Source organism: Idiomarina loihiensis (genome assembly GCF_024584785.1).
Taxonomy (GTDB): domain Bacteria; phylum Pseudomonadota; class Gammaproteobacteria; order Enterobacterales; family Alteromonadaceae; genus Pseudidiomarina; species Pseudidiomarina fusca.
Window position 1 is genome coordinate 41447 of record NZ_CP074112.1, and the last position, 25673, is coordinate 67119.

Sequence of the window (25673 nt, forward strand, 5' to 3'; positions counted from 1 at the left end):
TTAATTGCGCTTAAAACACTGCATTAAATAGCATACAATGCGGTGATTATCGGTCGAATCATCCTGTCAGGAGAAAGTTAATGAAGGCAGTATCTGCTGCAGAAGCCTTTGCTGAAATTGCACGAGGCACCGAAGAAATTCTTTTAGCTGAAGAACTTAAAGAAAAATTAGCCAGTGGTAAACCCTTAGTGGTTAAAGCTGGATTTGACCCAACCGCACCGGATTTACACTTAGGTCACACGGTACTCATTAATAAAATGCGGTTATTGCAAGATTTAGGTCATCAAATTATTTTCTTGATTGGTGACTTTACCGGCATGATTGGTGACCCTACCGGTAAAAACGTCACACGTAAGCCACTATCGCGCGAAGATGTGCTGGCGAACGCAGAAACCTATAAAGAACAAGTATTCAAGATCCTCGACCCAGCTAAAACCATCATTCGCTTTAATTCTGAGTGGATGAATGATTTAGGCGCAGCGGGCATGATTCGATTAGCTGCCCAACAAACGGTGGCACGGATGCTAGAGCGTGATGATTTTAAAAAGCGTTATGCCGGCGGACAGCCGATTGCTATTCATGAATTTTTATATCCGTTAGTACAAGGCTGGGATTCCGTTGCCCTGAAAGCCGATATTGAATTAGGTGGTACCGACCAGCGCTTTAATCTACTGATGGGGCGTGAGCTACAAAAAGCAGAAGGTATGGCGCCGCAAACAGTGATCATGATGCCATTATTAGAAGGCTTAGACGGCGTTCAAAAGATGTCGAAGTCACTCGGTAACTATATTGGTATTACTGAGCCTGCCAACGATATGTTCGGCAAAATGATGTCAATTTCTGATGAGTTAATGTGGCGTTACTATCAGCTATTAAGTTTCCGTCCTTTGGAAGAGATTGCGGGCTTTAAGCAGGCGATTGCTGATGGTGCTAACCCACGTGATTATAAAGTCTTGTTAGCTAAAGAAATCATCACTCGATTTCATGATGCTGCTGCGGCAGATGCAGCCGAGCAAGACTTTGTGCAGCGGTTCAGTAAAAATGCGATTCCTGATGACCTGCCTGAGCTAGAGTTAGTGGCTGCTGAAGGCAGTATCGCCATTGCTAATTTACTCCGTGAAGCTGACCTAGTAGCCTCCACCTCTGAAGCGATGCGGATGATCAAACAGGGTGGGGTGAAGATAGACGGCGCGAAAGTGGAAGATACCAAATTCGTTGTGACCGCTGGTAGCACCGCAGTTTATCAAGTAGGCAAACGCAAGTTCGCGCGTATTAGCGTGAAGTAATGGGTGTGCCAGGTCGTGCCGTAAGGTTCGGCCTGGCGTGTGTTTTGTGCAAGCCTCGCTGTGGCTGTTAGCAGTCACTTTGACAAGGCAAGCTAACGATCTCCCCCGTCGGCCAGCGCAGCAGCGTAAGCTGATTGCCCCAGACACAACCCGTATCTAAACCAATCACATCATCGCGCTGGGTCTGCCCCATGAGCGCCGCCCAATGGCCAAACACCAAGCAGTTATCGGTGACCTCGGTCAGCTCGTACCAAGGGACTAAATCGCTAGGATGTCGCTGTTGCTGTGGTGCGGTCTTACAAGTCAGCTCAAGTTCACCGTAATCATAGCTGGGGGTCACACGACAATACCGCATCCGAGTAAGCGCATTGATGATAAAACGATGTCGGTCCGCACCGCTTAGATCCGGATGCCAGCGATTTGGCTCATTCCCATACATACTCGCCAACCACTCGCCAAGTTGTTGCTGTTGCCAGGCTTGTTGTAACGCGGAGCTAGTTTCATCAGCATAATCCTGTGCTTCAGCCAAGGACCACCACGGATAGATACCGGCGTGACTCATCACTAAACCATCGTTACTGGTGAGCATTAAGGGCTGTTGCACTAGCCAAGCGAGCCAGTGCTGTTGTTCAAGCTGGGGAAGCGCCACGATGGCGTCGAGTTTATCGCTAGGATGAGCTGCGCGTACCCCCGCTAAAATCGCCATCAGGTTCAGATCGTGATTACCTAAGACGACCTTGGCACTGCTACCTAAATCGTGAAGAAATTGCAGACAAGCGAGAGAATCTGGGCCACGCCCAACCAAATCACCAACACACCAAAGCTGGTCGAAGCTAGGATCAAAGCCTACTTGCTGTAACAACAACTTCAGCTCGGTTGCACAGCCTTGGATGTCACCAACAATGTAGCGGCTCATCGGCGACTTACTTAATGGATGATATTGGGGATGGCAAGGCGAAACGAAGGGATCTGTACGTCGAATAACTCACCCTTGCTACCTTTCATGGTGTAAAAGCCTTCCATGGTACCAATCGGAGTCGCCAGCACAGTACCACTGGTGTAACTAAAGCTTTCACCTGGCGCCAATTGTGGTTGTTGCCCTACCACGCCATCACCAGCTACTCGAGTGATTTTATGTTCGGCATCGGTAATCTTCCAGGAGCGTTTTAGTAGTTGCACCGTCTCGGTCGATTGATTCTCTATAGTAATGGTGTAAGCAAACATATATTGCTCATCGGCAGCTACCGATTGTGCTGCTAAATATTGCGTGGTTACAGAAATAAGAATCTTACTCATGGGCTTGTTGTTGCTCCGTATACCAGTTAGCTAAGCGACAGTAATCTGCCACGCTGAGTGTTTCTGGGCGAGCATTAGGGTCGATGCCAAGTTGCTCTAATTGCTCGTCAGTGCAAAGCTGCTTGAGATTATTGCGGATGGTTTTGCGGCGCATGTTAAATGCCATCAAGCAGACTTTTTGTAGGTCGCTACGGCTGTGGACCGGGTAAGGCGACTCAGTGTAAGGAGTAAGACGCACCACGGCAGACTCTACCTTAGGAGGCGGAATAAAGGCTCTTGGCGGCACCATCAGCACCGGCTCTACGGCACAGGCTTGCTGAATAGCAACGCTAATACGTCCGTAGGCTTTACTATTGGGCTCTGCCGCTAGCCGCTCTACCACTTCTTTTTGTAGCATAAAATGCATATCGCCAATCACTTCTAGATGCTCTAGCAAATGAAAAATAATCGGCGTAGAAATGTTGTAGGGTAAGTTACCAAAGACGCGTAGCGGTTGGCCTTGATAGAACTGACGGAAATCGGTTTTTAATGCATCACCACGAAATACGTTAAGCTTACTGGCCAAAAACGGATGTTGTTCAAGCCGATCGGCAAGGTCACGGTCGAGCTCCACCACGGTCAAGTGTTGACTGCGCTCCACTACCGGTTCAGTGAGAGCTGCAAGGCCCGGACCGATTTCAATCAGGGCTTGGCCTGGCTGTGGATTAATGGCATCTACAATGTCATTAATCACAAACTCATCGTGTAAAAAGTTTTGTCCAAAACGCTTACGAGCGCGGTGTCCTAAATGTGTCTTTGTCATCGATTTACCATGTCAATAGCGGTCGTTAAAGCGAGTTTGGCGCTACTGATATCTACGTTTGCTGTTGCCGCTCGATCTAAGGCCGTGCCATGATCAACCGACGTTCGAATAAAGGGTAAGCCTAACGTAATGTTTATGGCGTTACCAAAGCCTTGGTATTTTAGCACGGGCAAACCTTGATCGTGGTACATCGCTAATACGGTATCGGCATGCGCTAAGTAACTGGGCTGAAATACGGTGTCGGCAGGGTAGGGGCCACTCGCGGCAATACCTTGCTGCTGTGCTGCGGCAATCGCAGGAATAATGTGGTCTAATTCTTCACGCCCTAGATGGCCTTGTTCACCGGCATGTGGATTAAGCCCACAGACTAAAATGCGTGGTTGCGCTAAGCCCCATTTTTGCTTCATGTCGGCATCAATGATTTCGATAACGCGCAATACTTTGTCATAAGTGATTGCCTCAGCAACCTCTTTTAAAGGTAAGTGCGTGGTTACTAAGCTAACCCGTAAGCCTTCAGTTGCTAGCATCATGACTACTTGCGGCGTCTGGCTTAGTTCTGCAAAAAACTCCGTGTGGCCACTAAAGGCTATACCAGCGTCATTAATTACGCCTTTGTGGACGGGGCCGGTTACAACAGCCGCAAACTCGCCGGTCATACAGCCCTGTCCAGCGCGAGCTAGGGTAGCCAACACATAGTCGGCATTAGCATTATTAAGCTGCTGTGGGATCACCTTAGCAGCGCAGGCAAGATGACAGACGGTTAGTGTTCCTGCGGCTTGTGGCTGGGGAGCTTGGTGAGGGTCGTAAGGAATAATCTGTAGCGGTAGTCCCAATGCCGCAGCCCGTTGTTGCAGCATGTTGCTATCAGCAATGGCTATCCAAGCCACGGGCCATTCGTATTGCGCTAACCGCACGGCTAAATCAGGGCCAATCCCGGCCGGTTCGCCTGGAGTAAACGCAATACGAGGCACAGACATAGCTCTAACCTTCTTGGTCAACTACTTCAATATAGGCTTGATCACGAATTTCTTGTTGCCAGTTTTCTAATTCTTCTTGGTACTTACGGCTAAAGAGTAACTGATAGGCGCGGTTTTCTTGGCTGCGCTTAGTAGCATCCTGTACGCGTCTATCTACTACTTCCATAATGTGCCAACCAAACTGAGTTTTAAATGGAGCACTTAGTTCGCCAACCGGCAGGGTGCGCGCTCGGTAAGCAAACTCTTCGGCATAAATACTTGGCTCACTCCAGTCTAGCTCGCCACCGTTAGCGGCAGAACCTGGATCGGCAGAATGCTCACGAGCAAGGTCGGCAAATTCAGCCTCGCCAGCCAGAATTTGCTCACGAAACTCAGCGAGCATTTCTTCAGTACGTCGCTCAGATAAGATAATCGATGGCTGAACTAGAATATGACGAACTTTCACTTCTTCAATTTCAACAGCTTCAACACCGCGCACATCGGTTACTTTGAGGATATGAAAGCCAACACCACTACGCAACGGGCCCACCAATTCGCCTTTCTTTTTACCACGTACAACTTCAGCAAATAGGGTCGGCATAGCGTTGATGTTCATCCAGCCCAAGTCTCCGCCTTCTAATGCCCGTGAACCTGATGACGAGGTGATAGCTGCTTGGGCAAAATCCGCACCATCATTGAGTAACTTCAGGAGTTGCTCGGCGCGGTCGCGAGTTTCTTGAACTTCGTCAGCATTAGCACCATCGCGAATACCTACTAAGATGTGGCCTAAACGGTATTCCACTTCTTCTTCGCTGGCTTCAGTTAATAAATTAACCAAACCACTGATTTCTTGTGGTGAGATGTACACGCGACGTTGAACCGCAGCACGCTGTACTTCACCGGTGATGATTTCTTTACGAACACTTTCACGGTAATCATCCCAAGGAGTGCCCGATGCGGTGATCCGGCCACGCATCTCATCAACACTCATGCCTTCGTCACGGGCAATATTTTGGATAGTCTGTTGTAATTGCGTATCAGAAATAGTGATACCCATCCGGCTCGCCATTTGTAATTGCAACTGCTGCATCACCAGACGGTCGGTGGCTTGAACTCGCAAGACGCTGTCTTCTGGTAACTGCGCATCTCTGTTTGCAGCGTTATTTTTAACTTCGCGAAGGAGTTGTTGCACTTCGCTTTCTAATACGACGCCTTCGTTGACGATCACAGCAACACGGTCAAGTACCTGTTGTGCTACAGCCATGGATGTAACAGCTGTGAATGCTACTGCGACGACTAATTTAACCAGTTTACTCATGAATACTTACTACCTAGTTGCTTAAGTGGAATGGTTGACGATAACCAAACAAGCTCTGCTCGAGCAGATCTAGCAGACTTTGATTATCACTACCCAGCCCTTTTATTATGAATTGGAAACTCACGCCGGTATCAAATTCCGGTTCGCCAATTACCGGTTGCCCATTAAAAAATTCAAAACTGCGGTCGATGCGGCGATAGGCGCTAACACGCATGGCCCAACAGCAATCACTGTACTGTAACGCAATCAGCGCGTCGTTGGTACGGTTGTGATGCAAGTCGTAGTACCAATTTGAGGCTAACTGCCAACGCGGGCTCAGTTCAACCACACCTAACATACCAAATTGCTCGATGTTATCGTCAAGAATACTGGTGACGGTGCGATGACTTACTTGCATCAAGTTTTTCGAGTCTTTACGGTATTCTACCGAGGTCTGACTCTTACGAGTGCTATTCAGTTCCATGTCGTATTGAATTGCACTATCAACATACCAGCGATTGTTTAATCTAAAGCGAGTTTCTATGGCTAAATCTGAACGATCGGCGGCGATGGCGCCTTGTTGTTCGAGCAATTGGGTTTCGCTGTCCGAAAAATAGTAAATTTGCGCCAGGCTCAAGCGAGCAAGCTCACGCGCTTGGCTATCGAATAGGCTGGTAGAAGCACCCACGGCGACTTGGTTCGCATCGGCGATCCGGTCTAGTCCGGAAAAGCGCCGGGCTCTAAATAAGCCTTGGTAGTCGTCTTGCATCAGCGTCGAATCATAAATACCGATCCCCGCTTGGTCTCGATAAGGGGTGTATAAGTATTGAATCTGCGGTTGCAAGGTTTGTTGATAACTGGCGCCGTTAATTTCTAGTTGGCGTTCAAAATTCAAACGTCCGCGCCAGCGGAAATTCATCATGCCACGGCTTGGGTTTTCTAGCAGGCCTCGATCGAGATCTTCATTCTGGTCATAATAAGTGTAAGCATAGCCAAGCTCTGCCAGCCAATCAAAACCCGGTTGCTCAAGTGAAAAACGAACTTGCGGCTCTAAATGCAGCCGAGTGGCGTAATCTGAACTGAGTTCCTGATTGCGAAAGTGGCTAAGCTCAGAGAAGACGTCAAAATCAAGACCAAAGGGGCCCGTGTAGGTGTAGTAACTGCTTATTTGCGGCAGAGTTCGATAGGGTGAACGAAAGTTACCTAGTAGCTCAAAGTCTTCGCTGCGTAGCGTTACCTGCCATTGCTCCGATAAATAATCCACTTGCACGTGCCGATATAATTGTGCATCGGCGCGGCCAGCAAAATCACTACCGAAGTCGTTGAGGTAATCATCGTCGCTGATAAAGGTACCATTGGCATAGGCACGCCAATTTTCACCCCAAGTATGTTCTTGTTCTACGCGCCATAAGAAACGCGAATTATCACCAGTACGACTGCTATCATTCTCCAGCAAAGCTAGATTATATTGGCCGCGACTGCTTGCTGTAAGAAAGCGAAATTCGCCCTGCATTTGCAAGCCGCGTTCGGCCATGTAGCGCGGCGTGATGGTTGCATCCATATGCGGAGCAATATTGATGTAATAAGGTACTTCTAATTCAAAGCCATTTTTTTGCGATGAACGCACGGTTGGAAATAGAAAACCAGATTTACGTTCATCGGTAATCGGAAAGCTCATGTAAGGTATGTACACAACAGGTACGCCAAATAATTCAAATTTGGCATGCCAAGCTTCCCCAAAAGCTTCGTCTTCATTTAAAGAAATGGTCCGAGCGCTTAACTGCCAGGCCGGGTCCGTGGTTGGACAGGTGGTGAAAGTAGAGCCTTCTAATCGTACCGATTGTGGCGATAAGGATAAAATATCGGCTTTGCCACGCGCCCCAGACGCTACTAATTGATATTGAGCGCCGCTAATATAAGCTTGGTTTTCAGCTGAGTTTAGGCGAAAATTTTCTGATTCTACTTGCACGTAACCATTGGTGTAGCGCGTGCGGCCACTGGCGTTAATAGCACCACTTTGCTGATTAATTTGCGCTTGTTCGGTACGCAGTTGTTGGTTATCCAACTGTACTTCAACATCACCAAAGAATGAGGCAACCTCGGTGCGATAATCTAGATCAGAACGCTCTGAGCGTACGCCGATAGCGCCTTTGGGCAAGTTTGCAATCGGCTCTATGGGGGGTTGAAATAACTCGGTCGGCAACGGACAGACACCCATCGGCAAGGGTTGCTTGGGTTGCGCCGATTGCGCCCATACTGGCGCAATGCTGCATAGGCCTATCGCCCAAACCCATGTCTGTAACAATTTACTCATGTAACTTTGATTCCGAGTTATCCTTCACAATGTGCAGGGTATGATAAAGCAATTTTTATTCGGCCGCCATTTGCTACACTTGATATTCTGTAAAAACCAATCAGTTGCCATGAGGTTCATGTGGAAAACCAACGAGAAATAGCACTGCAAGCTTGGTGTGAGTCTATCACCGGGCATGCGCAAAGACGTTTACAACCGGTATCAGGGGATGCCAGTTTTCGACGCTACTTTAGAACCAGTGATGGTCAGCGTAGCTTAATTGCGGTGGATGCACCGCCGCCGCAAGAATCATTGCAGCCATTTATGGCGATAGCAGCCAGTTATGCAGCCGCAGGTGTGACGGTACCCGAGGTGATTGCAGCAAATCAAGAGCAGGGTTTTATGTTGCTCTCGGATCTTGGTTCAACGTTACTGCTCTCGGAGTTAACAGAAACCAACATGAGCGAGTGGTATCAGCGGGCATTGCAGGATTTAATGGCCTTGATGTCAGTCACTAGCACTGAACTTGGGCCCTTGCCTTGTTACGATGAAGCGCTATTACGGCGCGAATTAGCGCTATTTCATGACTGGCTTGTGACTGAACACCTGCAACTAAAACTAAGCCGCGAAGAACAGCTTTTATGGCAAGAGTTTTGCGATACCTTGGTTACCAATGCGTTAGAGCAGCCACAAGTGGGTGTGCATCGCGATTTTCATGCCCGCAACATCATGGTACTTGGACCACAACAACTGGCCTATATCGACTTTCAAGATGCGGTGGTGGGACCTATTACCTACGATGCTGTGAGCCTTTTGCGTGACTGCTATGTGCGCTGGCCGCTGGCGCAAGTGCGAGAATTGAGTCAGTACTTATACTTGCATTTGCAGCAACAAGGCCTTATTTCTCAACAAGTGTCGGCAGCACAATGGCATCGTTGGTTCGATTTGATGGGACTGCAGCGACATACCAAAGCCGCTGGGATATTTGCACGACTTTATCACCGTGATGGTAAAGCCGGGTATTTAGCTGATATTCCGCGTACCGTGGGTTATCTGCATGATATTGCAGGCTTGTATCCAGAGTTTAGCGAGTATCAACGCTGGTTGGCGCGTGCCATACAACCCGCGTTACAGGAGTTATCAGCTTGAAAGCAATGATTTTGGCTGCCGGTCGTGGTAAACGGATGCAGCCATTAACGGATACAATACCTAAACCGCTGTTAGCAGTACGAGGTAAACCGCTGATTCAGTACCACCTCGAGAAACTAGCAGCATTAGGAGTTGAACAGGTAGTGATTAACCATGCCTGGTTAGGGCATCTGTTACAACAGCAGTTGGGAGATGGCAGCCAGTTTGGTTTACGTCTTTGTTACTCGGCTGAGCCACCGGGCGGTCTTGAAACTGCCGGAGGCATTATCAAAGCGCTGCCATGGTTAGGCGATGAACCTTTTTGGGTGATCAATGGCGATGTTTTTACTGACTTAGATTTCGGCAATTTACCGCGGCAGCTAGAGGCTGATGCGGACGCGCATTTGTTGTTAGTAGCAAACCCCGTACATCATCCGCGAGGGGATTTTGCGCTAGCTAGCTCAGGGTTATTAAGCACTGACGCACATGCATCAAATAGGTTAACCTACAGCGGTGTGGGCTTGTTTCATCCGCGTTTGTTTGCAGCTTATCCAGCCGGTAGTGAGCAGGTGCTCGCACTGCGCTCGTTATTTGAACAAGCGATTCAGCGACAAGCCTTATATGGTAGTTACATAACGGCGGCATGGACCGATGTGGGTACCCCCGAACGTTTAGCACAATTACAGGAGCCAGTATGATTTGGGGTAAAGTTTTAGGTGGTTTTTTCGGCTTTTTGCTGTTGCGCTGGGTCGGTATTGTGATTGGTGTGATGGTCGGCCACTGGTTTGATCAAGCATTACAAAAGAATATGAAGCAAGGGGGTAACCCTGCCAATCATCAGCAGTTTTTGGATACTTTGTTTGCGGTACTTGGGCATCTTGCAAAGTCGAAAGGCCGAGTTACTGAGCAAGATATTGGCTATATAAGCCAGTTGATGGCGCATTTGCGCCTATCCGAAGATGCTAAAGTGCGCGCACAAGCTGCGTTTCGCGAAGGTAAACAAGCTGACTACCCGTTAAACGAGCGGGTGCAGCAGTTTAAGCAACAGTTTGCTTGGCGCCGCGATGTACTTCAGTTCTTTTTGGAACAAGTACTAACGGTAGCCTTGATTGACGGTCAAGTAGACCAAGCAGAGTATCAAGTACTACAGCGGATAACCCAAAACCTTGGCTTTCATAAAGCGCAACTTGATATGTTGTTGCAGATGGCGCAAGCCGGTCAACGCTTTCGTGGTGGGCGGCAAGGAGCAGCAGGCAACGCTCGCAGTAGTGCTAGCCAACTTGACGATGCTTATGCCGTACTGGGGGTACCACGCAGCGCCAATGCCGCTGAAGTGAAAAAGGCTTATCGCAAACTCATGTCGAAACATCATCCAGACAAGCTGGCGGCGCAAGGGTTGCCACCAGAAATGCGAGAGTCAGCGCAGGCAAAAGCCCAAGAAATTCAAGCGGCTTATGAGCTGATTAAAAGCCAGCAGGGGCAGTAAAACTCAGCCATTGCTGACTACTTGGCTGAAAAAAGCCGAGCTGTTGTGCATGCAGGAATAAGCGTTCAGCAGCTGCGTAGGCCTGCTGATGAGCGTAGAATTTATCCCCCAGAATAGGGGTGCCCAAGGCCTGCATGTGCACCCTTAATTGATGTGACCGCCCAGTAAAAGGTTCCAACTCTACCCGGCTAATCAGCTGCTGTTGCTGCTGGCGCTGGGCCAGCACTCGGTAGAAAGTTAAGGCTGGTTTTCCAAGGCTTAAATCAACCATTTGCCGGGGACGATTGGGCCAGTCGCAACGCATGGCAAGATCGATAGCCCCGGCCATGGCAGGTAAGGCTCCCCAGACTTCGGCAAGGTAGCGTTTGTAGACTCGACGTTGTTCAAATTGACGCTGTAAATGAGCTTGGGCTGTTTTATGCAAAGCAAACACCAGTAAGCCCGAAGTCGCCATATCCAACCTATGTACGACTCTAATATCGGGAAACACCCAAGCCAGCCGCGCCCAGCTTGAATCGCGATGAGCTGGGTCTTTGCCAGGTACACTCAATAATCCACTTGGCTTGTTAATAACCACCACATCATCGTCTCGATAGACAATGTCTAGAAAAGGGTGCTGTGGCGGGTTATAGGTAAGCAAAGTCATGCTGGAATATTCACCATAACTCGCACTGCATCTAATTGTAATACAGGCTGTGTCAGTGCTTGCAGTAATTGCTCGCGACGCTCTCGCACTGCATTAATTTCTGAGTCACGCACCAATGGGTTGTGTTGTTGCAACTGCTCTAAGCGGGCCAGCTGTTGCGCTAATTGCTGTTCGACAGCGGTTGCCGCGGCAGCAACAAAGCTAGATTGTGCTTGTTCGGCTGGTGACCAAGCCGTTTTGATTGCTTGCTGACAAGGGCCGCGCAATTGCTTCAATAGCCCTCGAGCTTGCTTTTTATCTAGCGGCAATAACTGTTTGTCTAGGCCTGCGGCGGCAACCTTAGCAGTCAAGTCGCGGCCTTGACTGTCTAAGAGCACGCGAATTCGCTGTTGCGGATAAAACTCATGGGCTTGTAGCGCTTTTGGTGCCATTAAAGTGCTGACAAACTGCAGTTCAATAAACCATGTGCCGGCAGGTAGAGCACGGTTTTTGAGTTGTGCAACACAGGTACTGCCGTAACTATCGAAACTTAGCAACTCCAGTGCTTGTTGAACAAACGGGTGGTCCCAACTTAAGAACTCCACGTCTTCGTGCTGTAACGCATAACCGCGCGCAAAAGTAACGGTCACGCCCTCTTCTGGTAATCCCGCGATAGGCACACGCAGCTGTTCAGTGGGACGTAACCAACCGCTACTGTCGTTGAGCGCATCATAGTCGATACCAAACCGGTCCCAGAATTGCTCCATGAATGCCTGTAAGGCTTGATAGTCATCAGCAGCGCAAATGGCATCTAGCACGGGTTGTACTTGATGCGGTCGGCAGGCATTCAGTTCTTGCAGGCGATCGCGACCTGCTTGCACTTGTTCGCGCAAATCTGCCGCCATAGTCTCGGTGGCAATGATGAGTTCGTCTAATAGCTGATTATCCTCACCTTCTGCATCAGTCATAGTGCTAGCTGCTAGCACTTGGTCGTGTAGCTGGTCATAGATGGCAGCTCCGACCGCATTCGGTTGGTTAAAAGCATCCATGGCTTGATACCAAGCAAAGAGTGCGGCTTCGGCGCTATCGGCAACAATAGGCACATGAAGATGAATGGTATCTTGCTGGCCAATCCTATCCAAACGGCCAATTCGTTGCTCCAGCAGATCAGGATGGTTAGGTAAATCAAACAAAATCAAATGCTGAGCACATTGGAAATTTCGTCCTTCGCTACCGATTTCAGAGCATATTAATAAGGGGCAGCCTTCTTCAGGGCTCGCAAAATAGGCTGCGGCTCGATCGCGTTCTAGTAACGTGAGTTGTTCATGAAACACAGCTGCATGGATGCCAGTTTTTACTCGCAATTGTTCTTGTAATAACAAGACCTGATCTGTGTGACGACAAATAAGCACAAACTTTTGCTGTTTGTGCTGCTTCAGTAGCTCGATTAACCAGTCTAGCTTGTTCTGCTCGGGCGTGAGTCGCTGTGGGTGCAAGACGCGTTGCGGAAACTGTCCAACATGACTGCGGCTATTACGAAACATGACCCGGCCGGTACCGTAGTGATCTAATAATTGGTCCAGCTCGGCATCTTTGCCAGCGACCGCTAAGGCAGCGGCTTGGGGGGCCAGTGTTTGGTAATGCTGCTGCTCTTGCTGAAAACTAGCGAAATCACTAAAACGATCCGGATCAAGTAATTGTAACCGAGCAAAATGAGCTTCGGCTCCCGCTTGTTCAGGGGTGGCGGTTAGCAAAATGACCGAACCAATCGCTTCGCAAAGCTCACTTAATTTGCTAAACGCAGGGGTAGCTGGGGTCAGTTGATGAGCCTCATCAACAAGCAGTAAATCCCAGTTTACCTCCAATAACTCTAAGCTCCAGAACTTATGGATAAGTAGGGATTGCGGTACGATAACTAATTGCTCAGTGGCAAACACGCTATCGGCATCTAGCGCTGCCTGTTCACAGCGCTCTTGATCAAACAAGCTAAAACGCAAATTAAAGCGCCGTAACAGTTCGACAATCCACTGATGAGCTAGGCTATCAGGTACCACAATCAATACTCGCTCGCTGCGACCTGTCAGCAAACGGCGCTGCAAAATCAAGCCGGCTTCAATGGTTTTGCCAAGGCCCACTTCATCAGCTAAGAGCACTCGTGGATTGAAGCGATCGGCAACAGTTGCCGCAATAAAAATCTGATGGGCAAGAACATCAGCACGGGCCCCGAGTAACCCCGCAGCTGGATTTTGCTGCCATTGCTGTAAATACTGTTGTGCTTGGTGACGTAGCCGATACAAATCGAGCCGATCGACCTTACCAGCCAAGATCCGAGTTAAAGGGTGATTGGCCGCCACTTGGGCCGCTAGGTGCACTTCGGCGATAACCACAGTGTCACCGTTATCTTCACGTTGCGCCTGATAGTTGATGACACCATCTTGCACAGTCACCTCGGTTACCCGAAAGTACCAACCATCGGCGTGTTGACCGCGTTCATCAACCAGCAAGTGGTAGCGCGCTAGTGGCGCATCGCGGCGGGCATAGTGGCGCATTTCGCCGGTGGCAGGAAACAGTACCGCGACGGTGCGGTCTTGCACTTGGGTGATCACTCCCAAGCCTTGTTCCATTTCGGTTTCACTTAACCAGCGTTGACCCATTGCAAAATCGGCGGTTGTCACATCAGTTACCACATCAGTTACCATAGTGTTGAAAGACCTTTACAGCATAGCGGAATATTGACCGCATAAAAAAGGGCGCACATGGTAACTAAAATTATTTGAATGTTCACATGATTTTCATAAAAGATGCGCTAATCTTAGAAAAGCAAGCTCGTGGTGATAGTACTTACCTTGATAACATCAACGCAGAGGTGCGCATGACCGAAACCCCCGCTAAATATTACCTACTCGACACAAATATTCTGCTACATGAACCCCTTGCCTTTTTAAACTTTGAAGAGCATCACGTGATTATTCCGATGGTGGTGCTAGAAGAGCTCGATAACATCAAAGATCGTCATAAAGATGTCAGTCGTGAAGCGCGGTTAGCTATTCGGTCGTTAGAAGATGCGTTAAAAGCAGCTACGCCTGAACAGATCTTAGCTGGGGTGCCGTTGAATCGAATGCAAGGTGCTCATCATGCCCAAGGCACGTTAGCTATCTATCCGGATTACCAATTAAAGCAACAAGATGCGGTATTGAACCTAAAAGAGAACGACCACCGCATCATTCAGTCTGCATTAGCGTTGCAAGCGCTGCATCAGCACACCAAAGTAGTGCTCGTGACCAAAGATATCAACATGCGCTTAAAGGCTAAGGGAGCTGGAGTTAATTATGTCGAAGACTATCGTACCGACCAGTTGATTGATGATATTCGTTTCTTATCCAAAGGTTTTGTTGAAATAGACGGTGATTTTTGGCAATCCGTAGGCGAGGTCACGAGCGTTCAGCAGGGGCGAGAAACATTTCATGAAATAGACCGTAAGTTATTGCCACATGTGTTTAGAAACCAATATTTAATTGATGATAGCGAGCACTTTGCCGCCAAGGTCGTAGCCTATGATACGGACCGTGTACGGCTGCAAGATCTGGGTTTTGAACGCATGATGAGTTATCGCGCCTGGGGCATTCATCCGAAGAACATTTATCAAGCGATGGCTTTGAATGCACTGTTAGATCCTCACATTGATTTGGTGATTTTAACTGGGCCTGCCGGCAGTGGAAAGACCTTGTTGGCACTGGCCGCTGCGCTAGAACTCGTGGTCGAGCAGGGCACCTATGAGAAAATTATCGTGACCAGAAATACCCCAGAAATTGCTGAATCTATTGGTTATTTGCCAGGTACAGAAGAAGAGAAAATGGCCCCGTGGCTAGCAGCTATTACAGATTCGTTAGAGGTCTTGCACAAACATGATGAAAGCATGGAAGCGAGTATGAACTACATCATGAACAAGGCGAACATTCAGTTTAAATCTTTGAATTTTATGCGTGGTCGCAGTATTCAAAATGCAATTGTAATACTCGACGAATCGCAAAATCTAACAGCTTCACAACTAAAAACCTTGCTAACTAGGTGTGGTACGGGCACTAAAATTGTATGTACTGGTAATTTGGCGCAGATTGATAGTTATTATCTGACCGCAGTAACCTCGGGCTTAACCTATATTGTAGAGCGTTTTAAAGATTACCCGGGCAGCGCGACGATTAATTTAAATGGGGTTGTAAGAAGCTCCTTAGCACAATACGCAGAAGAAAATCTGTAATGGCAGGAATGCATCTTTCGCGACTAGGTTTAGCTTTGATGACTTAGCTTTGATGACTTAGCTTGGATGACTCAGCTTTGATGACTAAGATAGTCTTCTAAAATTAACTGGGCGGCGGCGCTGTCAATTTTATCTTTTTGTAATTGCCGGTAGCCGCCACGCGCAAAGAGTTCCTCTTTGGCTGCGACCGTGGTTAGCCGTTCATCTTGCAGCTCTACCGGCAAGCCAAAGCGACCATGCAGGCGGTTAGCAAACTTACGAGCTAGATCCGTCAGCGGCTGTTCGCTGCCATCCATATTTAATGGCAGGCCAACCACTAGGAGTTTTGGTTGCCAAGTTTGGATCAACTTGGCAACCAAATCCCAATTAGGTTGACCATCTTTGGCTTTCAGGGCTGCCAGTGGTGAGGCTGTTCCTGTGATGGCTTGGCCAACTGCCACGCCAATGCTGTGGGTGCCAAAATCAAAACCAAGAACCTGGCTCATGCGTGGCCTACATCCGGACCTAATTGCCACAAATCGATGCCAAGTTTGGCCACCGCTTTTTGCCAACGCTCTTTGCTGGGAGTGTTGAACAAAATATCTGGGTCGGCAGGAATCGTTAACCAGCTATTACTGGCTAGTTCTTCTTCAAGCTGACCCGCATCCCAACCAGCATAGCCCAGTGTCATCAGGAACTTTTCAGGGGGGAACCCCTTTCCCATCGCCTCTAAAATATCCTTAGAGGTAGTAATACTCAACTCGTCACTGAGCTTAATTGAGCTACGCCAGTCATGATCTGGACTATGCAGCACAAAGCCGCGATCTTGGGCTAAGGGACCGCCAGAATATACTGGGCGTTGCAACGAGGGGCTATTATCAGGCACCACGATTTCTAGTTTGGTGAGTAAATCTTCCACACTAAGTTCAACCGGCTGATTAATCACCAAACCCATAGCCCCGTCTTTATTGTGCTCGCAAATATAAGTCACTGAGCGGGCAAAGAAAGGGTCGTCCATGGTTGGCATGGCAATTAAAAAGTGATTCTGTAAACTCTCTAGTGTTTCCATGAACTCACTACTCCTCAACACAAACCTAGCTGGCGCTCAATAGCATCAAATACTTTGGCGGCGATGTTAATAGAATATGCGTCCTCAATTTCGCGCATACAAGTGGGGCTGGTGACATTTATTTCTGTAATACGGTCGCCAATCACATCTAGCCCAACCAGCAATAAGCCACGGCGTTTTAGTTCAGGCCCCACGGCTTTGGCTAGTTCCCAATCGGATTCACTCAAAGGTTGTGGTCGACCGCTACCTCCGGCGGCAAGATTACCGCGAGTTTCGCCGGCTGATGGAATCCGAGCTAATGCGTATGGCATAGGCTCGCCATCAATGATAAGGATGCGCTTGTCGCCATCTTTAATAGCCGGTAAATAACGTTGCACCATGGCAAAGCGTTTGCCGTGGTCGGTGAGGGTTTCGATAATGACCCCAAGATTATTACCGTCAGCACCGACTCGGAAAATAGAGGCTCCACCCATGCCGTCCAGTGGTTTCAGGATGATATCTTGATGTTGCTGATGGAAGGCCCGAATCTGCTCCGCTCGCCGGGTGACTATCGTAGGAGGAGTTAACTCATTAAACCAAGCTGTGAATAGCTTTTCGTTACAATCGCGCAAGCTTTGTGGTTTGTTGGCAACCAATACGCCACGTCGCTCAGCCAGTTCTAGAATGTAAGTTGCGTACACATATTCGGTATCAAAGGGCGGATCTTTGCGCATCAAAATGATATCAAACTCAGCCAACGGCACCTCTTTAGCTGGTTCAAGATCGTAAAAATCTTCGGCTTGGTCGCGTACCGTCACTTGTCGAACAGTGGCCATGGGCTCGCCGGCCACAATCGATAGGTCACTCATTTCTAAATAAAAGCATTCATACTCACGAGCTTGAGCCTCCAGCAAGAGCCGAAAGCTGGTGTCTTTATATGTCTTGACCTGGGCGATTGGGTCCATAATCATGGCTAGTTTCATAAAACCTCCATTAACAGCAACACCGGCGTTAGGCCAGGTCACCAAATTGGTATTGAATAACGGTGATGGCAGCTAAGGCTGCGGTTTCAGTACGTAAAATTCGTGGTCCTAGTTTTACCGGTTGGAATGTATAAGCTTGTGCGACACCAACTTCCGTTTCCGTGAGCCCGCCTTCGGGACCTATCAGCAAACTCACATCAGTCGTTGCTGTCGGATTTAACTGCGCTAACGGAGTCGTAGCGTAGGGGTCTAAAGTTAACCTAAGGCCAGCGGTAAGTTGCTCACACCACTGCGCTAGTGACAGCGGTAAACACACCTCGGGTATGCTACTACGGCCACTTTGTTCGCAGGCAGCGATAACGATCTTTTGCCATTGCTGGCGCTTTTTTTCCAAACGCTCGCCACTGAGCTTAACACCGCAACGCTCGGTAAACAGTGGCGTGATTTTAGTCACTCCCAGTTCGACTGATTTTTGTAGCACAAAATCCATCCGGTCGCCGCGTGAAATACCTTGCCCTAGATGGATCGAAACCGCCGACTCGCTAGGATTGGGCTGCACCGCCTGGATTTCTGCCTGTACTTCTTTTTTGCTTACCAAAGTGAGAGCAGCCAGGTAGTTATTGCCATCGCCATTAAAGAGCTGCAACTGCTGGCCTACGGTCATGCGCAGGACTTTACCTACATGATGAGCCGCATCTTCTGCTAAGGTAATAGCGTTGCCAACCGTCCACGGCTGCTCGCTAGAAGTATAAATTCGCGGAATGCGCATAGGTCGCTGGTATCCTAAACTATCAAAATAAAATCATCTGGCGGTTATCTTAGCACTGCAAAAGCGCCATTGGCAGCGGGAAAATATTTGATTTTGTTGGCTGCGCAGTCGATCATGAAGCACGTGTGATTATTGGAGAGTTATCTATGTTGTTTAGTAAGCAATGGTTTTTGTTCATAGCTATGGCTATTGTCGGGCTATTTTCAAGCACTGCAGCAGCCGAAGATGCGCACAGTTATGCGCGTTTAGATGAAGTATCGACCCCACATTTAGAACTTGATTTAGCGATAGATTTTGATCGTAAACAGCTACGTGGTTTTGCTGAGTATAGTCTGCAACGTCATAGTAACAGTAACTTGCTGTATTTAGATTCGAGCCAGCTCACTATCGACAAAGCAGAAATTTGGCAACATGATCAGTGGCAGCCAACCAAGTTTAGTTTGGGCGACGTTCATCCAAGCCTTGGACAAGAATTGATCGTTGATATCGGTAGCACTGCCACTAAGGTTAGAATTCACTATCACACAGCAACCACTGCCAGTGGTCTACAGTGGCTCACGCCAGCACAAACGGCAGGGAAAAAGCATCCGTTTATGTTTAGCCAATCTCAGCCGATTCACTCACGTAGCTGGATTCCTATTCAAGATACTCCAGCGCTGCGACTCACCTACAATGCCCGCTTAACAACGCCAGCAGGTTTGCTAGCAGTGATGAGTGCAGACAATAGTTTGAGTGATAATCGCGACGGTGAGTACTTTTTTAGTATGCCGCAAGCTATTCCGCCTTATTTGATTGCGATTGCTGCCGGTGATCTTGCTATTCAAGCCATTAGCGACAAAGTCGCGGTGTTTGCAGAGCAATACATTGTCGACCAAGCTGCATGGGAATTTGCTGACACCCCTGCCATGATTGAAGCTACGGAAGCCATGTACGGTCCGTACCGCTGGGATCGCTATGATTTATTGATTCTACCGCCAAGTTTTCCCTTCGGCGGGATGGAAAACCCACGCTTATCTTTCATAACACCCACGGTAGTTTCTGGCGATCGTAGCCTCATCAACCTGATTGCGCACGAATTGGCCCATTCTTGGTCAGGTAATTTAGTGACGAACGCTAGCTGGCGCGACTTATGGATTAACGAAGGTTTTACCAGCTACGTTGAAAACCGCATTATGGAAGCTTTATTCGGTACTGAGCGAGCAGTGATGGAACAGGCTTTAGGATACCAAGACTTGTTGGCAAACTTAGAACTGCTGGAGCCGAATGACACCATTCTTAATATCGATTTAGGTACTCGCCATCCAGATGATGTGTTCTCGCAGGTACCCTATGTGAAAGGCCAATTGTTTTTGATGTATTTAGAAGAACAGTTCGGCCGCGAAACCTTTGATAAGTTTTTACGCCAGTATTTTGATGACTTTGCCTTTCAGAGTATTTCTACGGCGCAGTTTAAGGCTTATCTACAACGTGAGCTGCTGGCAAAGCATCCGCAAGTGGTAAGCATGGATAAAATTAATGAATGGATCCATCAGCCAGGGTTACCGGAGGATGCACCTAAACCGCAGTCAGATGCCTTTGCGAAAGTTGAGCAGCAAATGAATCGTTGGCTCAAAGGCGGCGCATTACAAACCGACAGCTGGACCACGCATGAATGGTTACATTTTATCAATAACCTGCCGCTCGATATTTCTGCTGACAATATGGCGCGCTTGGATCGTCAGTTTAATTTAACCAGTATTCAAAATAGTGAAATTGCTCATGCTTGGTTAAAGCTCTCCATCATTAAAAAATATGAACCAGCTCGCGATAGATTGCGTAGTTACTTGCTAACTATTGGGCGCAACAAATTAGTCAGCCCGCTTTACCGTGAGTTAGCCAAAACACCGGATAACTTAAAGTGGGCTAGAGCCGTGTACGAGCAAGCTAAACCGGGTTATCACCCGCTGACGCAAACCGTTAACGAAGCCTTGCTTTACAACAAAGATTAGGAGTTTTACATGCCAAAAGCTATTGGATATGCAGCAAAAGCCGCTGATCAAGCCTTAGAATATTTTGAATTTGAACGCCGTGACCCAACCGCAACTGATGTTGAAATTGACATCTTATACTGTGGCGTTTGTCACTCAGATTTACACCAAGCCCGCAATGAGTGGGGTGGGACAGTTTTTCCGTGTGTACCGGGACACGAAATTGTCGGTAAAGTAACACGGGTGGGTAACCAAGTTAGTAAATTTAAAGTGGGCGATACCGTAGGTGTCGGCTGCATGGTCGATTCTTGCCAAAGTTGTGCCAATTGCGATGCGGGTTACGAGCAGTATTGCGATAACGGGTTTGTAGGTACTTACAATGGTGCAGACAAACATTCCGGTGGGCAAACTTTTGGTGGTTATTCAAATCGCATCACAGTCACCGAGAAGTTTGTGCTTAAAGTAGCTGACCATCTTGATTTAGCCGGTGTTGCACCCTTATTGTGCGCAGGTATCACAACCTACTCACCGTTGCGCCACTGGGGCGTAACTGAAGGCCATCGGGTTGGCGTAGTGGGCTTAGGTGGCTTAGGCCATATGGCTGTTAAAATTGCCAAAGCCATGGGTGCAGAAGTGGTGTTGTTCACCACGTCGCCAAGCAAGATTGATGATGGCAAGCGCCTAGGTGCCGATCATGTGGTGATTTCCAAGGATGCAGAGCAAATGCAGGCTTGGACCAATCAACTTGATTTTATTCTTAATACAGTAGCGGCGCCCCATGACTTAGACGCGTATCTAAGTTTATTACGCTTAAATGGCACCATGACTTTAGTTGGGGTTCCAGCTGAAGCGCACCCGTCACCAGCCGTTTACAATTTAATTGCGAAACGTCGTAGCTTAGCCGGTTCGTTAATTGGCGGCATCGCGGAAACTCAGGAGATGCTGGATTTTTGTGCCGAGCACAACATCATTTCTGATATTGAAATGATTGATATTGATAACATCAACGAAGCTTATGAACGGATGTTGAAAAGCGACGTGAAGTATCGTTTTGTTATCGACATGGCAAGTTTGAAACAGAAATAAAGACTTTTAGACGTCTAAATGTGGAAAAGTGGGCGAAGCTTAGGTAAACTACGCCCACTTTTTTGTTCAGTTTTGTATATCGTCCACTTATAGAGAAACGTAGCAATGGCACAGCACTTATTTACATCAGAATCAGTTTCTGAAGGTCATCCAGATAAAATCGCAGATCAAATTTCAGATGCGGTATTAGACGCGATTTTAACGCAAGATCCGCGTGCACGCGTGGCCTGCGAAACCTTCGTTAAAACCGGTATGGTGTTAGTGGGTGGTGAAATTACGACCAGTGCCTGGGTGGATATTGAAGAAATTACTCGTAATACCGTACGTGAGATTGGCTATGTTCACTCAGATATGGGATTTGATGGCTCATCTTGTGCTGTATTAAATGCCATTGGTAAACAGTCACCTGATATCAATCAAGGTGTTGACCGTGCGAACCCAGAAGAGCAGGGCGCTGGTGACCAAGGTTTAATGTTTGGTTATGCATCCAACGAGACGGATGTGTTGATGCCAGCACCTATTACCTACGCACACCGATTGGTACAACGCCAAGCAGAAGTTCGCAAAAGTGGTGAGCTTAGCTGGCTACGTCCGGATGCCAAAAGCCAGTTAACCTTTATTTACGAAGACGGCCGCCCAGTAGGTATCGATACCGTGGTGTTGTCTACTCAGCATGACGAACAAATCAGTCAAGCTGAGTTACGCGAAGCGGTGATTGAAACTATCATTAAGCCGGTGTTGCCCGTCGAATGGTTCCCAGCCAGCCAAGAACGAATTTTTATCAACCCCACGGGTAAATTTGTGATTGGTGGCCCGATGGGTGATTGTGGTCTTACAGGGCGCAAGATTATTGTTGATACCTACGGTGGTATGGCACGCCATGGAGGTGGTGCGTTCTCGGGTAAAGATCCTTCTAAAGTGGATCGTAGTGCCGCTTACGCCGCTCGTTACGTGGCGAAAAATATTGTCGCAGCAGGCTTGGCTGAGCGTTGCGAAATCCAGATTTCTTATGCTATCGGTGTGGCTGAACCAACCTCTATTAGTTTGGAGACCTTTGGTACCAGTCCTTACAGCGAAGAGAAACTGATTGCCTTAGTGCGTAAGCATTTTGATTTACGTCCGTATGGGTTGATTCAGATGTTAGATTTAGAGCGTCCGATTTACCAAGCTACCGCTGCATATGGACATTTTGGCCGCGCGGAGTTCCCGTGGGAGAAAACCGACCGCGCTGAAGCCTTACGCGCTGATATCTAATTTGCTTACAAGCCCCGAATTGTGGACAATACGCGCACCTTTTGTGCAAATATTCTTACCAGCTAATTCGGGGTTTTGTTATGACTACAGCAGTATCTGAGCGTAAGCACCTTGCCAATGCTATCCGTGCCCTTAGTATGGATGCGGTTCAGCAAGCAAATTCAGGCCATCCTGGCGCACCTATGGGTATGGCCGATATTGCTGAAGTTCTATGGCGCGACTTCCTTAAACATAATCCAGCCAACCCCAATTGGGCCGACCGTGACCGCTTTGTGCTGTCTAACGGCCATGGCTCGATGCTGATCTACTCGTTGTTACACCTCAGTGGCTACGATCTCAGCATTGACGATCTTAAGCAGTTCCGTCAGTTACATTCAAAAACGCCGGGCCATCCTGAGTACGGTTATGCGCCTGGAGTTGAGACCACAACAGGGCCGCTGGGACAAGGGATTACCAACGCGGTAGGTATGGCTTTAGCTGAAAAAGTTTTAGCGGCACAATTCAATCGTCCACAGCACCACATTGTCGACCACTACACCTATACCTTTTTAGGTGACGGGTGCTTAATGGAAGGTATCTCACACGAAGCCTGCTCGTTAGCTGGTACTCTCGGCCTGGGTAAGTTGATTGCTTTTTATGATGATAATGGCATTTCTATTGATGGCGAAGTTGAAGGCTGGTTTACGGATAATACTGAGCAACGTTTTCATGCGTACAACTGGCATGTGATTGCCGATGTTGATGGTCACGATGCCGAAGCTATCAAAGCGGCTATTCATGCTGCCCAAGCGGTAACAGATAAACCTACGCTAATTATTTGCAAAACCATTATTGGTTTTGGTGCGCCCAACAAACAAGGCACAGAAAGCTGCCACGGCGCGCCATTAGGTGCCGATGAAATTACTGCGGCACGGGAGCAATTAGGTTGGTCGTACGGGCCGTTTGAAATTCCCGCCGATGTGTATGCTGCATGGTCTGCTAAAGCATCAGGTGCGGCCGCCGAACAACAATGGCAACAAGCCTTTGCTGCGTATGCACAAGCCTACCCTGAGCTGGCGGCAGAACTAGAACGTCGTTTAGCGGGCGAGTTACCGGTCGATTTTGCCGCCCAAGCGGATGCCTATATTGCTAGTTTACAAGCGGAGCCAGCTGCTATCGCTAGTCGTAAAGCTTCGCAGAATGCATTGAATGCCTATGGCCCTATGCTGCCAGAATTGCTTGGTGGTTCAGCAGATTTAGCTGGGTCAAACCTGACGCTTTGGAGCGGCGCTAAAGGTGTGAGCGCTGATGATGCCGCGGGTAACTATGTCTATTACGGGGTCCGTGAGTTTGGCATGTCGGCAATCATGAATGGGATTGCGTTACATGGTGGTTTTGTACCTTATGGCGCTACCTTCTTGATGTTTATGGAATATGCACGTAATGCGGTGCGTATGGCTGCGCTAATGAAGCAACGCAGTATTTTTGTTTACACTCACGATTCAATTGGTTTAGGCGAAGATGGCCCAACGCACCAACCGGTAGAGCAAACAGCGAGTTTGCGCATGACCCCAAACATGAGTACCTGGCGCCCGTGTGACCAAGTTGAGTCTGCGGTTGCTTGGAAAGCGGCTTTATTGCGTACCGATGGCCCTAGCGCTTTGATTTTTAGTCGTCAAAATTTAGCTCAGCAAATTCGTACCGAGGAGCAGGTTGCGGCGATCGAGAAAGGCGGTTATATCCTCCTTGATAGCGCTGGTCCGGCTGATTTGATTTTGCTGGCGACGGGCTCAGAAGTTGAACTAGCGATGCAAGCAGCACAGCAATTACAACAGCAAGGAACACAGGTACGCGTAGTATCTATGCCTTGTACCGACCTGTTTGACGCACAAAGTGCCGATTACAAAGAGTCGGTGTTACCTGCTCGGGTAACCCGTAGAATTGCTATTGAGGCAGGTATTGCTGATTACTGGTACAAGTATGTAGGGCTGCAAGGCCGCGTGGTTGGCATGACCAGCTTTGGCGAATCTGCTCCAGCCGGTGATTTGTTTAAGTTCTTCGGTTTCACGGTAGAGAATATTGTGAACCAAGCACAAGAGCTATTATCTGCATGAGCCAACCCCTAACCGAGCTGTTGAACGCATCGGCAAGCCAGCCTAAACGCATTGCTATCAATGGGTTTGGGCGTATTGGCCGCAGTGTGTTGCGAGCTTTGTACGAGCGCGGCTATCGTGACCAACTGCAGGTGGTTGCCATCAATGAATTAGCACCAGTTGCCAGTATGGCTCATTTACTCAAATATGATACCAGCCATGGCCGGTTCAGCGAGCAGGTTAGTGTTGCAGAAGATCAAAGTTTGCAGGTGGCCAAGGATCGAATTGAGGTTTCTTCTGCAGCTCAGTTAGAACAGCTCGAGTGGCAAGCGCTGCAGTTAGATGCCGTGCTTGATTGTACTGGCGTATTTGGTACCCGAGACGATGGTGCTGCGTATCAACAGCAAGGCATTCCGCGGGTACTGTTTTCACAGCCTGGTGCTGCAGATCTCGATTTTACTGCTATTTATGGCGTGAATCATCAAGCCATCAAGGCAGACCATCAGTGGGTCTCGAACGGTTCTTGTACGACCAATTGTATTGTGCCGGTCATTGCTGTTTTAGATCAGGCCTTTGGTATCGACAGTGGTGCAATTACCACCATTCACGCAGCCATGCATGATCAGCAAGTGATTGATGCTTACCATACTGATCCGCGTTTAGCTCGAGCTGCTGGGCGCTCGATTATTCCTGTCGATACTCGATTAGCGCGCGGCATTGAACGGATCTTGCCGAAATTTGCCGGACGGTTTGAGGCTATTCAGGTACGGGTGCCAACCACTAACGTAACAGCTATGGATTTGAGTGTAACTGTGCATGCTGAGGTGAGTATAGAGCAGGTTAATCAAGTATTAGCAGAGGCCGCACAGGGCGCTTATGCTAACGTGCTAGGTTACACCGATGAGCCGCTGGTATCGATCGATTTTAATCACGACCCGCGCTCAAGCATTGTTGATGGCACCCAAACTCGGGTCGCCGATAAACGTTTAATTAAAGTGTTGTGCTGGTGCGACAACGAGTGGGGCTTTGCCAACCGCATGTTAGATACAGTGCAAGTGATGTTAGCAACAGATTCAAAATAATTAAGA

22 protein-coding genes are annotated in these 25673 nt (G+C 48.4%); 10 read left to right on the forward strand and 12 right to left on the reverse strand.

Going from position 1 to position 25673, the window contains the following annotated elements; all coding sequences use genetic code 11:
- Window positions 1-80 precede the first annotated feature (80 nt).
- Window positions 81-1286 (forward strand): tyrosine--tRNA ligase, encoded by a 1206-nt coding sequence (gene tyrS, locus KGF88_RS00205; protein WP_153826793.1) that lies wholly within the window; start codon window positions 81-83, stop codon window positions 1284-1286.
- A 67-nt stretch (window positions 1287-1353) separates the two neighbouring features.
- Here tyrS and KGF88_RS00210 read toward each other — a convergent pair whose 3' ends face one another.
- Genes KGF88_RS00210 through KGF88_RS00235 form a run of 6 tightly spaced genes read right to left on the reverse strand, consistent with a single transcriptional unit; the run spans window position 1354 to window position 7951 of the window.
- Complete coding sequence (locus tag KGF88_RS00210; protein WP_153826792.1) at window positions 1354-2202, reverse strand: symmetrical bis(5'-nucleosyl)-tetraphosphatase; 849 nt, start codon at window positions 2200-2202, stop codon at window positions 1354-1356.
- Window positions 2203-2213: 11 nt separating this feature from the next.
- Entirely contained in the window at window positions 2214-2582 is a 369-nt protein-coding gene (apaG, locus tag KGF88_RS00215; RefSeq protein ID WP_153826791.1) for a Co2+/Mg2+ efflux protein ApaG, read from the reverse strand.
- Window positions 2575-3384 carry a 16S rRNA (adenine(1518)-N(6)/adenine(1519)-N(6))-dimethyltransferase RsmA gene (rsmA, locus tag KGF88_RS00220; protein WP_153826790.1) on the reverse strand — a complete coding sequence of 270 codons (810 nt, stop codon included), beginning with the start codon at window positions 3382-3384 and terminating at the stop codon, window positions 2575-2577. Before rsmA ends, apaG begins: the two co-directional genes overlap by 8 nt.
- Window positions 3381-4361, reverse strand: coding sequence for a 4-hydroxythreonine-4-phosphate dehydrogenase PdxA (gene pdxA / locus KGF88_RS00225; RefSeq protein WP_153826789.1), 981 nt, complete (start codon window positions 4359-4361; stop codon window positions 3381-3383). The genes rsmA and pdxA overlap by 4 nt, the downstream gene beginning before the upstream one ends.
- Before the next feature lie 4 nt (window positions 4362-4365).
- Window positions 4366-5658, reverse strand: coding sequence for a peptidylprolyl isomerase SurA (gene surA, locus KGF88_RS00230; RefSeq protein WP_153826788.1), 1293 nt, complete (start codon window positions 5656-5658; stop codon window positions 4366-4368).
- A 13-nt stretch (window positions 5659-5671) separates the two neighbouring features.
- Complete coding sequence (locus tag KGF88_RS00235; protein WP_153826787.1) at window positions 5672-7951, reverse strand: LPS-assembly protein LptD; 2280 nt, start codon at window positions 7949-7951, stop codon at window positions 5672-5674.
- A gap of 120 nt (window positions 7952-8071) precedes the next feature.
- Between KGF88_RS00235 and KGF88_RS00240 the strand changes: the two genes are divergently transcribed.
- From KGF88_RS00240 to djlA, 3 genes are read left to right on the forward strand one after another with little or no spacing between them, the layout of a single operon-like run.
- On the forward strand, window positions 8072-9079 hold the full coding sequence (locus tag KGF88_RS00240) for an aminoglycoside phosphotransferase family protein (protein ID WP_162014584.1): 1008 nt from the start codon (window positions 8072-8074) through the stop codon (window positions 9077-9079).
- Between the two features lie 5 nt (window positions 9080-9084).
- Entirely contained in the window at window positions 9085-9756 is a 672-nt protein-coding gene (gene murU, locus KGF88_RS00245; protein WP_313932838.1) for an N-acetylmuramate alpha-1-phosphate uridylyltransferase MurU, read from the forward strand.
- Window positions 9753-10544, forward strand: a complete 792-nt coding sequence (gene djlA, locus KGF88_RS00250; protein ID WP_110075867.1) for a co-chaperone DjlA — start codon at window positions 9753-9755, stop codon at window positions 10542-10544. Before murU ends, djlA begins: the two co-directional genes overlap by 4 nt.
- Here djlA and KGF88_RS00255 read toward each other — a convergent pair.
- Together KGF88_RS00255 and KGF88_RS00260 are read right to left on the reverse strand one after the other, a co-directional pair.
- Entirely contained in the window at window positions 10522-11190 is a 669-nt protein-coding gene (locus tag KGF88_RS00255) for a pseudouridine synthase (protein ID WP_153826785.1), read from the reverse strand. The two genes, djlA and KGF88_RS00255, sit on opposite strands and share 23 nt — an antisense overlap.
- Window positions 11187-13868 (reverse strand): SNF2-related protein, encoded by a 2682-nt coding sequence (locus KGF88_RS00260; protein WP_153826784.1) that lies wholly within the window; start codon window positions 13866-13868, stop codon window positions 11187-11189. Before KGF88_RS00260 ends, KGF88_RS00255 begins: the two co-directional genes overlap by 4 nt.
- 173 nt (window positions 13869-14041) lie before the next feature.
- Here KGF88_RS00260 and KGF88_RS00265 point away from each other — a divergent pair, with 173 nt between their 5' ends.
- Entirely contained in the window at window positions 14042-15427 is a 1386-nt protein-coding gene (locus KGF88_RS00265; protein ID WP_153826815.1) for a PhoH family protein, read from the forward strand.
- Between the two features lie 71 nt (window positions 15428-15498).
- Here KGF88_RS00265 and ruvX read toward each other — a convergent pair whose 3' ends face one another.
- Genes ruvX through KGF88_RS00285 form a run of 4 tightly spaced genes read right to left on the reverse strand, consistent with a single transcriptional unit; the run spans window position 15499 to window position 18206 of the window.
- Window positions 15499-15912, reverse strand: a complete 414-nt coding sequence (ruvX, locus tag KGF88_RS00270; RefSeq protein ID WP_153826783.1) for a Holliday junction resolvase RuvX — start codon at window positions 15910-15912, stop codon at window positions 15499-15501.
- Window positions 15909-16475, reverse strand: a complete 567-nt coding sequence (locus KGF88_RS00275) for a YqgE/AlgH family protein (protein WP_110075863.1) — start codon at window positions 16473-16475, stop codon at window positions 15909-15911. The genes ruvX and KGF88_RS00275 overlap by 4 nt, the downstream gene beginning before the upstream one ends.
- A gap of 14 nt (window positions 16476-16489) precedes the next feature.
- Window positions 16490-17437, reverse strand: coding sequence for a glutathione synthase (gene gshB, locus KGF88_RS00280; protein WP_153826782.1), 948 nt, complete (start codon window positions 17435-17437; stop codon window positions 16490-16492).
- Window positions 17438-17465: 28 nt separating this feature from the next.
- A complete protein-coding gene (locus KGF88_RS00285) occupies window positions 17466-18206 on the reverse strand; it encodes a 16S rRNA (uracil(1498)-N(3))-methyltransferase (protein WP_153826781.1) in 741 nt (246 codons plus the stop codon).
- Between the two features lie 146 nt (window positions 18207-18352).
- Between KGF88_RS00285 and KGF88_RS00290 the strand changes: the two genes are divergently transcribed.
- The 5 genes from KGF88_RS00290 to epd all read left to right on the forward strand — a co-directional run bounded on the left by KGF88_RS00290 (window position 18353) and on the right by epd (window position 25667).
- Entirely contained in the window at window positions 18353-20194 is a 1842-nt protein-coding gene (locus tag KGF88_RS00290; protein ID WP_153826780.1) for a M1 family metallopeptidase, read from the forward strand.
- Between the two features lie 9 nt (window positions 20195-20203).
- The gene (locus KGF88_RS00295) at window positions 20204-21259 is read left to right on the forward strand and encodes an NAD(P)-dependent alcohol dehydrogenase (protein ID WP_153826779.1); all 1056 of its coding nucleotides are present in this window, start codon (window positions 20204-20206) and stop codon (window positions 21257-21259) included.
- Window positions 21260-21364: 105 nt separating this feature from the next.
- Window positions 21365-22513 (forward strand): methionine adenosyltransferase, encoded by a 1149-nt coding sequence (metK, locus tag KGF88_RS00300; protein WP_153826778.1) that lies wholly within the window; start codon window positions 21365-21367, stop codon window positions 22511-22513.
- A gap of 80 nt (window positions 22514-22593) precedes the next feature.
- Window positions 22594-24606 carry a transketolase gene (tkt, locus tag KGF88_RS00305; protein WP_153826777.1) on the forward strand — a complete coding sequence of 671 codons (2013 nt, stop codon included), beginning with the start codon at window positions 22594-22596 and terminating at the stop codon, window positions 24604-24606.
- Window positions 24603-25667 (forward strand): erythrose-4-phosphate dehydrogenase, encoded by a 1065-nt coding sequence (gene epd / locus KGF88_RS00310; RefSeq protein ID WP_153826776.1) that lies wholly within the window; start codon window positions 24603-24605, stop codon window positions 25665-25667. The genes tkt and epd overlap by 4 nt, the downstream gene beginning before the upstream one ends.
- Window positions 25668-25673 lie beyond the last annotated feature (6 nt).